The following is a 12,519-nucleotide window of genomic DNA, read 5'->3' on the forward strand; positions in this document are numbered from 1 at the left end:
TTGGCAGACTGCTGAAATGACTACTACCAAACACCGCGAGGTGGCCAAGCTCGACCGGGTGCCCTTACCCATCGAAGCGGCCCGGGTAGCAGCCACCGGTTGGCAGGTCACCCGCGCCGCCGCCCGCGTCGTCACCAAGCTCCCAAGCCGGGGCCCCTGGCAGCAGAAAGTCATCAAGCAGCTCCCCGGCACGTTCGCCGACCTGGGGCCGACGTACGTGAAGTTCGGGCAGATCATCGCCTCCAGCCCCGGCGCGTTCGGCGAGTCGCTGTCCCGCGAGTTCCGCGGCCTGCTCGACCGGGTGCCGCCCGCCGACCCCAAAGAGGTGCACAAGCTCTTCGTCGAGGACCTGGGCCGCGACCCGGCCGAGCTGTTCGCCAAGTGGGACGAAACGCCGTTCGCCTCGGCGTCCATCGCGCAGGTGCACTACGCCACCCTGCACAGCGGCGAGGAGGTCGTCGTCAAGATCCAGCGCCCGGGCATCCGGCGGCGGGTCGCGGCCGACCTGCAGATCCTCAAGCGGTTCGCCCAGGCCGTCGAGCTGGCCAAGCTCGGCCGCCGCTTGTCGGCGCAGGACGTGGTCGCCGACTTCGCCGCCAACCTGGCCGAGGAGCTGGACTTCCGCCTCGAGGCCCAGTCGATGGAGGCGTGGGTCGCCCACCTGCACGCGTCGCCGCTGGGCAAGAACATCCGGGTCCCGCAGGTGTACTGGGAGTTCACCACCGAGCGGGTGCTGACCATGGAGCGGGTGCACGGCATCCGCATCGACAACGTCGCCGAGATCCGCAAGGCCGGGTTCGACGGCACCGAACTGGTCAAGGCGCTGCTGTTCTCCGTGTTCGAGGGCGGGCTGCGACACGGGCTGTTCCACGGCGATCTGCACGCAGGCAACCTGTACGTCGACGACGAGGGCCGCATCGTGTTCTTCGACTTCGGCATCATGGGCCGCATCGATCCCCGCACCCGCTGGCTGCTGCGGGAGCTGGTCTACGCGCTGCTGGTCAAGAAGGACCACGCGGCCGCCGGCAAGATCGTCGTGCTGATGGGCGCCGTCGGCACCATGAAGCCCGAGGCCCAGGCCGCCAAGGACCTGGAGAAGTTCGCCACCCCGCTGACGATGCAGACGCTGGGCGACATGTCCTACGCCGACATCGGGCGGCAGCTGTCGACGCTCGCCGACGCCTACGACGTCAAGCTGCCCCGCGAGCTGGTGCTGATCGGCAAGCAGTTCCTCTACGTCGAGCGGTACATGAAGCTGCTGGCGCCCAAGTGGCAGATGATGTCCGACCCGCAGCTGACGGGGTACTTCGCGAACTTCATGGTCGAGGTCAGCCGCGAGCACCAGTCCGACATCGAGGTCTAGAGCGCTGTGATGCAGACCCGCAGCGGCGAGGCCATTTCGGGTGACCTGAAGCTCTACTACGAGGACATGGGTGACGTCGACGACCCACCCGTGCTGCTGATCATGGGGCTGGGCGCGCAGCTGCTGCTGTGGCGGACGGAGTTCTGCGAGAGGCTGGTCGCCCAAGGCCTGCGCGTCATCCGGTACGACAACCGCGACGTCGGCCTGTCCACCAAGACGCCAGCGGCGGGCGGCGGGCGGCCCCTGGTCCCGCGGCTGCTGCGGTTCTGGTTCGGGCTGCGCGACGACGCGGCGTACGCGCTGGAGGACCTGGCCGACGACGCCGCCGCCGTGCTCGATCACCTGGGCATCGCGCGCGCCCACATCGTCGGGGCCTCGATGGGCGGCATGATCGCGCAGATCTTCGCCGCGCGGTTCGCCGAGCGGACCAAGAGCCTGGCGGTCATCTTCTCGAGCAACAATCGCCCCTTCCTGCCGCCGCCGGCGCCGCGCGCCCTGCTGGCGGTCCTGAAGGGCCCGCCGCCCGGATCTCCCCGCGACGTGATCGTCGACAACGCCGTGCGCGTCACGAAGATCACCGGCAGCCCGGCCTACCGCGCGCCCGAGGAGCGGGTCCGCGCGGAGGCCATCGAGGGCTACGAGCGCAGCTATTACCCCTGGGGCGTCGCGCGGCACTTCAGCGCGGTCATGGCCAGCGGCAGCCTGCTCGGCTACAACCGGCGGACGGTCGCACCGACGGTGGTCCTGCACGGCCGCGCCGACAAGCTGATGCGGCCCTCGGGCGGCCGCGCCGTTGCACGCGCCATCACCGGCGCTCGACTAGTCTTGTTTGACGGCATGGGCCACGACCTGCCTCAGCAACTGTGGGATCGGGTGATCGGTGTGCTGACGAGCAACTTCGCCGAGGCCGGCTGAGGCGATGGGGGCCGCCATCGGGCGGCTTTTATAGTGCCCCTGCGAATTTCACACAAGGTCTTGCCCCGTTGTACGGTTGCCGTTGGGAGGATGTCTAATAATGGCGGAGCTCAAGCCCTACTACGAAGACTCGCAAGCCGCGTACGACATTTCGGACGACTTCTTCGGGCTCTTCCTCGACCCCACCTGGGTCTACACCTGCGCCTACTTCGAGCGCGACGACATGACGCTGGAAGAGGCGCAGCTGGCCAAATTGGACCTGGCGCTGGACAAGCTGAACCTGGAGCCCGGGATGACGCTGCTCGACGTCGGGTGCGGCTGGGGCGGGGCGCTGGTGCGGGCCGTCGAGAAGTACGACGTGAACGTCGTCGGACTCACGCTGAGCCGCAACCACTGTGAGCGCAGCCGGGCCCGGCTCGCCGAGATCCCGACGACGCGACGCGCCGAGGCGCGCCTGCAGGGTTGGGAGGAGTTCGACGAGAAGGTCGACCGGATCGTCTCCTTCGAGGCGTTCGACGCCTTCCACAAGGAGCGCTACGGCGCGTTCTTCGAGCGCTCCTACGACATCCTGCCCGACGACGGCCGGATGCTGTTGCACAGCTTGTTCACCTATGACCGCCGGTGGCTGCACGAGCAGGGCATCGCGCTGACGATGAGCGACCTGCGCTTCCTGAAATTCCTGCGCGAGTCGATTTTCCCCGGCGGCGAGCTGCCGTCCGAGCCCGACATCGTCGACAACGCGCGTGCCGCTGGGTTTTCCGTCGAGCAAACCCAGCCGCTGCAGCAGCACTACGCCAAGACGCTGGACACCTGGGCCGCCAACCTGGAGGCCAACCGGGATCGCGCCATAGCCGTGCAGTCCGAAGAGGTCTACGACAACTTCATGCACTACCTCACCGGGTGTGCGGCGCGGTTCCGCCGCGGGCTTATCAACGTCGCGCAGTTCACCCTCACCAAGTGAGCGACCCGGCCGGGGGGAGGCACCTAGCGCCATGGCCAAGGAACTGAAGCCACACTTCGACGACGTGCAGGCGCACTACGACCTGTCCGACGACTTTTTCCGCCTGTTCCTCGACCCCACCCAGACCTACAGCTGCGCGTACTTCGAGCGCGACGACATGACGCTGGAAGAGGCGCAGCTCGCCAAGATCGACCTGGCGCTGGGCAAGCTGGGCTTGCGGCCCGGCATGACGTTGCTCGACGTCGGCTGCGGCTGGGGAGCCACGATGCGGCGGGCGGTCGAGAAGTACGACGTCAACGTCGTCGGCCTGACGCTGTCGAAGAACCAGGCCGCCCACGTGCGGAAGTCGTTCGAGGAGATGGACACCCCGCGCACCAGGCGGGTGCTGCTGGCCGGGTGGGAGCAGTTCGACGAGCCCGTCGACCGCATCGTGTCGATCGGCGCGTTCGAGCACTTCGGCCACGACCGCTACGACGACTTCTTCGCGTTGGCCCACCGAATCCTTCCCGGCCCGCCCGACGCCGGCGTGATGCTGCTGCACACCATCACCGGGCTCACGGGTCCGCAGTGCATCGAGCGCGGCATTCCGCTGACCTTCGAGATGGCCCGCTTCATCAAGTTCATCGTCACCGAGATCTTCCCGGGTGGCCGGTTGCCGTCGATCGAGATGGTGACCGAGCGGTCGGGCAACGCCGGTTTCACGTTGACCCGCCGGCAGTCGCTGCAGCCGCACTACGCCAGGACGCTGGACCTGTGGGCGCAGGCGCTGCAGGCGCACCGCGACGAGGCCATCGCGATCCAGTCCGAAGAGGTCTATGAGCGGTATATGAAGTACCTCACCGGCTGCGCCGAGGCGTTCCGCATCGGCTACATCGACGTCAACCAGTTCACGCTGGAGAAATAGCGCTTGCAACCGTCACACTGGGGCGCGGGGCTCGAGCGAAAAACCCAAGGGCATGCGACCTTAAATGCGAGCGATGCGCCCGGCCCCGTGTAGGGTGCCGGGGGCAGACACCTGTGAAGGTGCCTGTCAATCGGGAGGACATTATGTCTGAGAATCGAGTGGGCGCCACGCGGATGCGGTCTGATTCCGACAATGTCCGAGCGCACTACGACCTGTCGAACGAATTCTTCGCGCTGTTCGTCGACCCCACCCGCACCTACAGCTGCGCCTACTTCCCGCGCGAGGGCATGACCCTGCACGAGGCGCAGCTCGCCAAGATCGACCTGACGCTGGACAAGCTGGGCCTCGAGCCGGGGATGACCCTGCTCGACATCGGCTGCGGCTGGGGGTCGGTCATGAAGCGCGCCGTCGAGCGCTACGACGTCAACGTCGTCGGGCTGACCCTGTCGAGGAATCAGCACGCCTACTGCCGGGAGCTGCTCGACCAGGTTGACAGCGCCCGGTCCCGGCGGGTGTTGCTGAGCGACTGGGCGGAGTTCGGCGAACCGGTGGACCGCATCGTCATCATCGAGGCGCTGGAGCATTTCGGCTTCCACCGTTACGACGACTTTTTCAAGTTCGCCTACGAGGCGATGCCCGCCGACGGGGTGATGGCGCTGCATGCGATCACGGGGTTGCACGTGAAGCAGGTGATGGAGCGCGGCATACCGCTGACGATGGAGATGGCCAAGTTCATCCGCTTCATCGTGACCGAGATCTTCCCGGGCGGGCGGCTGCCCATGATCGAGACCGTCGCGGAGCACTCGGCGAAGGTGGGCTTCAAGGTGGCCCGCATCCAGTCGCTGCAGGAGGACTTCGGCAAGACCCTGGACTTTTGGGCGGAGGCCCTCGAGGCGCACAGGGACGAGGCCATCGCGATCCAGTCCGAAGAGGTCTACGAGCGCTACATGAAGTTCCTGACCGGCTGCGCCAAGGCGTTCCGGATGGGCTACATCGACTGCAACCAATTCACGTTGGAGAAGTGAACTTGGGTATCGTGCTCGTCGGGTAACGCCACGACAGCGCGGGCCTGCGCTTCAGGCAGTGAATTCTTCCAGGAGAACAAGACGAGAAATGGCTGAGCAACCGACGAGCCCGACGAAGACGCGGACGCGCTTCGAAGACATTCAGGCGCACTACGACGTCTCCGACGACTTCTTCGCGCTGTTCCAGGACGCCACCCGGACCTACAGCTGCGCATACTTCGAGCCGCCGGACATCTCGCTCGAGGAGGCCCAGTACGCCAAGATCGACCTCAACCTGGACAAGCTGGACCTCAAGCCGGGCATGACGCTGCTGGACATCGGCTGCGGCTGGGGCACCACCATGAAGCGCGCCATCGAGCGGTTTGACGTCAACGTCGTCGGCCTGACGCTGTCGAAGAACCAGCACGCCCGCTGCGAGCAGGTGCTGGGCGCGCTGGACACCGGCCGCTCGCGCCAGGTGCGGCTGCACGGCTGGGAGGACTTCAACGAGCCCGTCGACCGGATCGTGTCGATCGAGGCCTTCGAGCACTTCGGCCACGAGAACTACGACGACTTCTTCAAGCGGTGTTTCGACATCATGCCCTCCGACGGCCGGATGACGATACAGAGCAGCGTCGGCTATCACCCGTTCGACATGGCCGCGCGCGGCAAGAAGCTGAGCTTCGAGACGGCGCGCTTCATCAAGTTCATCATCACCGAGATCTTCCCCGGCGGGCGGCTGCCCTCCGCCGAGATGATGGTCGAGCACGGCGAGAAGGCCGGTTTCGTTGTGCCCGAGACGCTTTCGTTGCGCCCGCACTACATCAAGACGCTGCACATCTGGGGCGACACGCTGGAGTCCAACCGGGAGAAGGCGATCGAGGTCACCTCCGAAGAGGTCTACAACCGCTACATGAAGTACCTGCGCGGCTGCGAACACTACTTCTCCGACGAGATGCTCGACGTCCGCCTGGTGACCTACCTCAAGCCGGGCGCCGCCGCCTGAGTTTCCCGGCGCCTGTCGGATCGGGGATGCGCCGTTCGTCGAGTAGGTAGAGAGTGGAGCAGGAGGCTTCGCTCCTTACCGGAGGTGATGAACATGCAGTACTTCGCGCTGTTGATCAGCAGGGAGCAAGACCGCACGCCCGAAGACGGGGCCGCCGCGATGGCAGCGTTCGAGAGCTTTCACGCCACGGCCGCCGCGGCGATCAGGGCCGGCGACGCCCTGACGCCGGCCGCGACCGGTGTGCGCATCTCCGGCGGCCCGGACGCGCCGGTCGTCAGCGACGGCCCGTTCGCCGAGTCCGCCGAGGTGGCCTGCGGCTACTACGTCTTCGAGGCGGAGAACCTCGACGAGGCGCTGGCCTTGGCGCGCGGCGTCCCGGTCGCCGCGTTCGGGGCGGTGGAGTTGTGGCCGCTGGTCCATTCGGTGGAGCTGTCCCGCAAGCTCACCGGCAACGACTGGCTCGCGCTGCTGCTGGAGCCGCCCGCCTCCGCACACACCCCGGGCACGCCGGAGTGGGAGGCGGTGGCGGCGAAGCACGTCGACCTGCACGCGGCGGCGGGCGATCACGTGATCGGCGGCGCCGCCCTGCACGACCGGACCACCGCGACGACCGTGCGGGTCCGCGACGGCGAGGTCCTGATCACCGACGGGCCCTACGTGGAAGGCGCCGAAATCGCCACCGACATCTACCTGCTGAGCGCCGGAGATCGCGACGAGGCCGTCAAGATCGCATCCATGATCCCCGCCTCGGCCGTGGAGCTGCGCCAGCTGGCGGGGGTCTCCGGCCTGTAGCGCATGGCCGACCTGGACGGCGTCTTCCGCCGGGAATGGGGACCCGCCGTCGCCGCGCTGGCGCGCTGGTCCGGCGACCTCACCGTCGCCGAGGACGCCGTCCAGGAGGCCTGCGCCGAGGCGCTCCGCGCCTGGCCCCGCGACGGGCCGCCCGACCATCCCGGCGCATGGCTGGTGACCGTCGCCCGCAACCGCGCCCGGGACCGGCTGCGCCGCGAATCGGCGCGTCCCGGAAAGGAATTGGCCGCGGTGGTAGACGACATCCGGGCACGCACAGATCGCGCCGAGCCGCACCCGGTTCGCGACGACGAGCTGAGGATGATGTTCACCTGTGCGCACCCGGCGCTGGACCGGCCGTCACAGCTGGCGCTCACGCTGCGGCTCGTCTCCGGGTTGACCGTCGGCGAGATCGCCCGGGCGCTGCTGCAGAGCGAGGCGGCCATCGGCCAGCGAATCACCCGCGCCAAGAACAAGGTTCGGCACGCGAACATCCCGCTGCGCGTGCCGCCCGCCGAGCTGCTGCCCGAGCGCACCCCCCACGTACTCGGCTGCATCTACTCGGTGTTCACCGAGGGCTATTGGTCGACGGCGGGTCCGTCGGCGATCCGCGACGAATTGTGCGACGAGGGCGTCCGGCTGGCGCAGGAGCTGTGCGCCCTCATGCCGCACGAGCCGGAGGCGCACGCGCTGGCCGCCCTGGTGCTGCTGCACGATTCGCGGCGCGCCACCCGGACCGACGCCGCGGGGATGCTGGTGCCGCTCGAGGAGCAGGACCGTCGCCGCTGGGATCGGGGCCGCATCACCCGCGGGCTGGACAGGCTGCGGCGGGCCGAGGGGTCGACGGGTCCCTATCTGCCGCAGGCGGTGATCGCCGCCCTGCACGCGACGGCGCCGACCTGGGAGCTGACGGACTGGGTCACCGTCTGCTCGGCCTACGACCGGCTGCTGCAGATCACGGACTCCCCGGTGGCGCGGGCCAACCGCGCGCTGGCCGTCGGCTTCCGCGACGGCCCCGACGCCGGCCTGGCGGCCCTGGACGCGGTGGCGCATGATCCCCGGCTGGCGCGCTCGAACCTCGTCGCGACGGTGCGCGCCGACCTGCTCCGGCGCGCGGGACGGCCCGCCGAGGCCCTGACGTGGTACCGAACGGCGTTGGAGTCCAACGGTTCCGAGCCGGGCCGGCAATTCCTGCGGCGACGCATCGCCGAATGCGGCGGGTGACTTTCGCCGAACGAACCTCAGGCGTCGGCGAAGTTGCGCGTGACGGACGGGTCCACCGGGATGCCGGGGCCCGTGGTCGTCGACACGGTGATCTTCTTGAGGTAACGGCCCTTCGACGACGACGGCTTGAGCCGCAGCACCTCGTCGATCGCCGCGCCGTAGTTCTCCGCCAGGCTCTTCTCGTCGAACGACGCCTTGCCGATGACGAAGTGCAGGTTGGCCTGCTTGTCCACGCGGAAGTTGATCTTGCCGCCCTTGATGTCGGACACGGCCTTGGCGACGTCGGGGGTGACGGTGCCGGTCTTGGGGTTGGGCATCAGGCCGCGCGGGCCCAGGATGCGCGCGATGCGACCGACCTTGGCCATCTGGTCGGGGGTGGCGATCGCCGCGTCGAAGTCCAGGAACCCGCCCTGGATCTTTTCGATCAGGTCGTCGCTGCCGACGATGTCCGCGCCGGCGGCCTGCGCCTGCTCGGCCTTGTCGCCCACGGCGAACACCGCGACCCGTGCCGTCTTACCGGTTCCGTGCGGCAGGTTGACGGTGCCACGGACCATCTGGTCGGCCTTGCGCGGGTCGACTCCGAGCCGGATCGCCACCTCGACCGTGGCGTCCTGCTTGGTCGACGACGTCTCCTTGGCGAGCTTGGCCGCCTGCAGCGGGGTGTACAGGTTGGCGCGGTCGATCTTCTCGGCGGCGGCGCGATACGCCTTGCTTTGCTTGCTCATTCATTCATCCAATCGGTGTTGGGTCGTGGTTTGTCGGGCCGAAGCCAGCCCTCCCACGGGTGAAAATCTTATTCGACGGTGATCCCCATCGACCGGGCGGTGCCGGCGATGATCTTGGCGGCGGCGTCGATGTCGTTGGCGTTGAGGTCGGACTTCTTGGTCTCGGCGATCTCTTTGACCTGATCCCAGCTGACCTTGGCGACCTTGGTCTTGTGCGGCTCGGCCGAGCCCTTGCCCACGCCGGCGGCCTTGAGCAACAGCTTGGCGGCGGGCGGCGTCTTGAGGGTGAAGGTGAAGCTGCGGTCCTCGTAGACCGTGATCTCCACCGGGATGACGTTGCCACGCTGGTTTTCTGTCGCGGCGTTGTACGCCTTGCAGAACTCCATGATGTTGACGCCGTGCTGGCCGAGCGCGGGCCCGACCGGCGGGGCGGGGTTGGCCTGCCCGGCCTGGATCTGGAGCTTGATCAGCCCAACGACCTTCTTCTTCGGGGCCATGAGATGTTGCGGTTTCCTTCCTGGGAACTGGGCGCGATTGCCCGGTTAGATCTTGGAGACTTGGCTGAACGTCAGTTCGACGGGGGTTTCGCGGCCGAAGATCGACACCAGCACCTTGAGCTTCTGCTGTTCGGCGTTGACCTCGCTGATGGTGGCCGGCAGCGTGGCAAACGGTCCGTCCATCACCGTCACCGATTCGCCGACCTCGTAGTCGACCTCGACGACCGGCCGTTCCAGGCCGCCCGCCTCGGCCACGGCGGCGGTGCTGGCCGCGCCCTTGGCGGTCTTCTTCGCCGCCCCGCGCGGCAGCAGGAACTTCACCACGTCGTCCAGCGTCAGCGCGGACGGGCGCGACGTGGCGCCCACGAAACCGGTGACCCCCGGGGTGTTGCGCACCGCGGCCCACGAGTCGTCGGTGAGGTCCATGCGCACCAGGATGTAGCCCGGCAGCACCTTGCGGTTGACCTGCTTGCGCTGGCCGTTCTTGATCTCGGTGACCTCTTCGGTGGGCACCTCCACCTGGAAGATGTAGTCGCCGACGTCCAGGTTCTGCACGCGGGTTTCCAGGTTCGCCTTCACCTTGTTCTCGTATCCCGCATACGAGTGGATGACATACCAGTCGCCGGGCTTGCTGCGCAGCTCCGCCTTCAGCGCGGCGGCCGGGTCGACCTCCTCGGACGGCTCCGCCTCGTCGGCCGGCTCCGCCTGCTCTGCGGGCTGCGCCTGCTCTGCGGTCTCTGCGGTCTCTGACGTCTGCGGGGTCTCCGGGGTCTCCGAGCCCTCCGGAGCCGCTGACGTCTCAGGGGCTTCCTGCACGTCGACTGCTGCCTCGCCCGCGGACGTGTCACCGTCGAAGCTAGTCACGGTTTTCGGTCCTTCCTGTCACTCTCAAAGCTCAGCCGAACACCAGCAGCACCAGCTTGGCCAGGCCGAAATCCGCCAGACCGACCAGCGCCACCATGAAGGCCAGAAACGCCAGCACGACCGAGGTGTAGGTGAGCATCTGCTTGCGGTTCGGCCAGATCACCTTCCGCATCTCCGCAACGACCTGCTTGAGGTAGTTGTAGACGAACACGAAGGGATTGGCCGACCGGTCCCCGGGCTTGCGGGCTTTGGCCGCCGCCTTGCTCTTGCCGCCCTTCTTGGGCGTGTCCCGCTTGGGGGCCTCGACTTCGTCGACGGACTCGGCGTCGACGTCCTCGCCGACGTCGGCCGCTCGCTGCCTGGATCGTTTGCCGGTGGGGCGCTGCGGCCGGGTCACCACGGCCGTCCGGACGCCGCTGTCGCGACCGTCCTCGGTGTCACCGCCGTCGCGTGCGGCGTCGTTGGCTGCACCGATGTCGGGGCCCTCGTCGCTCACCGCGTGCTCCTTTGTTTGCTGATATCCCGCGAACCGTCCCATTCTGATGGGCCACTACCCTTCCAGTGTCCACCATGGCACGGCACCTGTAGTCCGTCTTCAGCAGGGGCGACAGGACTTGAACCTGCAACCTGCGGTTTTGGAGACCGCTGCTCTGCCAGTTGAGCTACGCCCCTTCGCGGTTGGCAGGCCAACCTGCGCTTACCTGCCGGGGCTTACATGACACGCGCGCCCCCCGATGTTCAAATCCCGGAAAGCGCGCTGATGCTGGGAAAACCCCGAGGCCCGAGTGTACTCGATCCCACCCGAGCTCAGGAAATCCGATTACTCCGATTACGAGGTCCGGATGACCTGCCCGGACTCTTTGTCCCATTTCAGCCTGGCCGATTCCTCGCCCTGCTGGCCCATCAGCGTGGTATAGGCCTCCAGCACGAGCTCGCCCTCGTCGTTGTGGCAGATGTTCTTGGTGACGACGATGTCGGCGCCGAACCGCTCGTCCACCGAATGGATGTCCATCCGGGCCCACAGCTTGTCGCCCGCCAGCACCGGCTTGTAGAAGAGGAACCGCTGGTCGACCTGGACGATCTGCATGGTCTCCATGCCCACATCGACGTTCCGGAAGAAATCGAGCTGGACGTACTTGGCCAGGATCGTCACGAAGGTCATCGGCGCGACGATCGAGTCGTAGCCGAGCTCGGCGGCCGCGCCCTCGTCGAAGTAGGCCGGGTGGTCGCATTTGATGGCATGGGCGAACTCGCGCAGCTGCTCGCGGCCGACGACGAAGTAGTCCGGATACCGCCAGATCATGCCGCGGATATCGGTCTTGAGGGCCATGAACTGCGTCCCCGCCTACGCCAGCTTCGCCGACGCGATGGCCCGCCCGAAGATCTTCTTGCCCCCGGTGGTGGCCGTCAGCGCGATGGTCACCGACTTGGTCTCCGGGTCGACCGACTTCACCTTGCCGCTGAACACGAGCTCGGCGCCCTTGCCGTCGTTGGGCACCGGCACGACGGCGGTGAACCGCACGTTGTATTCGGTGACCGCGCCCGGGTCGCCCACCCACGAGGTCACGTAGCCGCCGCCGATGCCCATGGTGAGCATGCCGTGGGCGATCGCGGTGTCCAGCCCCACGACCTTGGCGATCTCGTCGTCCCAGTGGATCGGGTTCAGGTCACCCGAGACCCCCGCGTAGTTCACCAGGTCCTGACGGGTCAGCGGGTAGGTCTTCTCCGGCAGCTTGTCGCCCACCTTGACCGAGCTGAACTCACGCAGTGGCATCAGAAAATCCCTTTTCTCCGTCTTCACCCGCACGGCCCGCCAGGGTCGTGTAGGTCTCCTGCACAATGTCACCGGCCTCGTCGGTGATGATGTTCTTGGTCACGATGATCTGGGTGTGGTGCGTTTCCCGCACCGAGTCGACGTACACGTCGCAATAGAGCTTGTCGCCCGCCACGATCGGCTTCTGGAATCTCAGCACCTGATCGACCTGGACGATCTGCGCGTCCTCGACCGCGATCTTCGCGTGCTTGAAGAACGCCGATTGCGCCTGGTAGCCGAACACGCAGATGAACGTCAGCGGCGCCAACAGGCCCTTGTATCCCAGCTCGGCGGCCGCGTCCTCCTCGAAAAAGCAGGTGTCGGTGTTCTGCACGGCCACCGCGTATTCGCGGATCTTCTCGCGCTCCACTTCGTAGTGGTCGGGATACCGATAGTGCATCCCGACGATGTTTGTGGACAAACCCACGGCTGTAGAACCTACCTAGTCGGTGTC

Annotated in this window: 15 protein-coding genes and 1 tRNA gene; 8 read left to right on the forward strand and 8 right to left on the reverse strand. The window is 67.1% G+C overall.

Annotation, left to right across the window (positions count from 1 at the left end):
- Positions 1-16: 16 nt before the first annotated feature.
- The 8 genes from BST11_RS00315 to BST11_RS00350 all read left to right on the forward strand — a co-directional run bounded on the left by BST11_RS00315 (position 17) and on the right by BST11_RS00350 (position 8,166).
- Positions 17-1,363: an ABC1 kinase family protein gene (locus tag BST11_RS00315; protein WP_142276139.1), complete on the forward strand. Its 1,347-nt coding sequence runs from the start codon at positions 17-19 to the stop codon at positions 1,361-1,363.
- 9 nt (positions 1,364-1,372) lie between these two features.
- The gene (locus BST11_RS00320; protein ID WP_083136052.1) at positions 1,373-2,278 is read left to right on the forward strand and encodes an alpha/beta fold hydrolase; all 906 of its coding nucleotides are present in this window, start codon (positions 1,373-1,375) and stop codon (positions 2,276-2,278) included.
- A gap of 100 nt (positions 2,279-2,378) precedes the next feature.
- Positions 2,379-3,239: a mycolic acid methyltransferase MmaA1 gene (mmaA1, locus tag BST11_RS00325; RefSeq protein ID WP_083136053.1), complete on the forward strand. Its 861-nt coding sequence runs from the start codon at positions 2,379-2,381 to the stop codon at positions 3,237-3,239.
- 31 nt (positions 3,240-3,270) lie between these two features.
- Positions 3,271-4,143, forward strand: coding sequence for a cyclopropane mycolic acid synthase MmaA2 (mmaA2, locus tag BST11_RS00330; RefSeq protein ID WP_067324261.1), 873 nt, complete (start codon positions 3,271-3,273; stop codon positions 4,141-4,143).
- A 143-nt stretch (positions 4,144-4,286) separates the two neighbouring features.
- On the forward strand, positions 4,287-5,168 hold the full coding sequence (locus BST11_RS00335; RefSeq protein ID WP_083136054.1) for a cyclopropane mycolic acid synthase family methyltransferase: 882 nt from the start codon (positions 4,287-4,289) through the stop codon (positions 5,166-5,168).
- Between the two features lie 88 nt (positions 5,169-5,256).
- The gene (gene mmaA4 / locus BST11_RS00340; RefSeq protein WP_067324263.1) at positions 5,257-6,153 is read left to right on the forward strand and encodes a hydroxymycolate synthase MmaA4; all 897 of its coding nucleotides are present in this window, start codon (positions 5,257-5,259) and stop codon (positions 6,151-6,153) included.
- A 93-nt stretch (positions 6,154-6,246) separates the two neighbouring features.
- On the forward strand, positions 6,247-6,945 hold the full coding sequence (locus tag BST11_RS00345; protein ID WP_083136219.1) for a YciI family protein: 699 nt from the start codon (positions 6,247-6,249) through the stop codon (positions 6,943-6,945).
- Positions 6,946-6,948: 3 nt separating this feature from the next.
- On the forward strand, positions 6,949-8,166 hold the full coding sequence (locus BST11_RS00350; protein WP_083136055.1) for an RNA polymerase sigma factor: 1,218 nt from the start codon (positions 6,949-6,951) through the stop codon (positions 8,164-8,166).
- 17 nt (positions 8,167-8,183) lie between these two features.
- On the opposite strand, the gene rplA is transcribed toward BST11_RS00350, so the two are convergent.
- The 8 genes from rplA to hadA form a co-directional block, all read right to left on the reverse strand.
- Positions 8,184-8,891 (reverse strand): 50S ribosomal protein L1, encoded by a 708-nt coding sequence (gene rplA / locus BST11_RS00355; protein WP_067324267.1) that lies wholly within the window; start codon positions 8,889-8,891, stop codon positions 8,184-8,186.
- A 68-nt stretch (positions 8,892-8,959) separates the two neighbouring features.
- On the reverse strand, positions 8,960-9,388 hold the full coding sequence (gene rplK, locus BST11_RS00360) for a 50S ribosomal protein L11 (RefSeq protein ID WP_067324269.1): 429 nt from the start codon (positions 9,386-9,388) through the stop codon (positions 8,960-8,962).
- A 45-nt stretch (positions 9,389-9,433) separates the two neighbouring features.
- The gene (nusG, locus tag BST11_RS00365; protein WP_067324271.1) at positions 9,434-10,252 is read right to left on the reverse strand and encodes a transcription termination/antitermination protein NusG; all 819 of its coding nucleotides are present in this window, start codon (positions 10,250-10,252) and stop codon (positions 9,434-9,436) included.
- 31 nt (positions 10,253-10,283) lie between these two features.
- A complete protein-coding gene (gene secE / locus BST11_RS00370) occupies positions 10,284-10,748 on the reverse strand; it encodes a preprotein translocase subunit SecE (protein WP_067324567.1) in 465 nt (154 codons plus the stop codon).
- Positions 10,749-10,851: 103 nt separating this feature from the next.
- Positions 10,852-10,924, reverse strand: a tRNA-Trp gene (locus tag BST11_RS00375).
- A 157-nt stretch (positions 10,925-11,081) separates the two neighbouring features.
- Positions 11,082-11,582, reverse strand: coding sequence for a (3R)-hydroxyacyl-ACP dehydratase subunit HadC (hadC, locus tag BST11_RS00380; RefSeq protein ID WP_067324273.1), 501 nt, complete (start codon positions 11,580-11,582; stop codon positions 11,082-11,084).
- A 15-nt stretch (positions 11,583-11,597) separates the two neighbouring features.
- Positions 11,598-12,026 carry a (3R)-hydroxyacyl-ACP dehydratase subunit HadB gene (hadB, locus tag BST11_RS00385; RefSeq protein WP_067324275.1) on the reverse strand — a complete coding sequence of 143 codons (429 nt, stop codon included), beginning with the start codon at positions 12,024-12,026 and terminating at the stop codon, positions 11,598-11,600.
- Positions 12,013-12,492: a (3R)-hydroxyacyl-ACP dehydratase subunit HadA gene (gene hadA / locus BST11_RS00390; protein WP_083136056.1), complete on the reverse strand. Its 480-nt coding sequence runs from the start codon at positions 12,490-12,492 to the stop codon at positions 12,013-12,015. Before hadA ends, hadB begins: the two co-directional genes overlap by 14 nt.
- Between the last annotated feature and the right edge of the window lie 27 nt (positions 12,493-12,519).

The organism is Mycobacterium alsense (assembly GCF_002086635.1).
GTDB classification, from domain to species: Bacteria; Actinomycetota; Actinomycetes; order Mycobacteriales; family Mycobacteriaceae; genus Mycobacterium; species Mycobacterium alsense.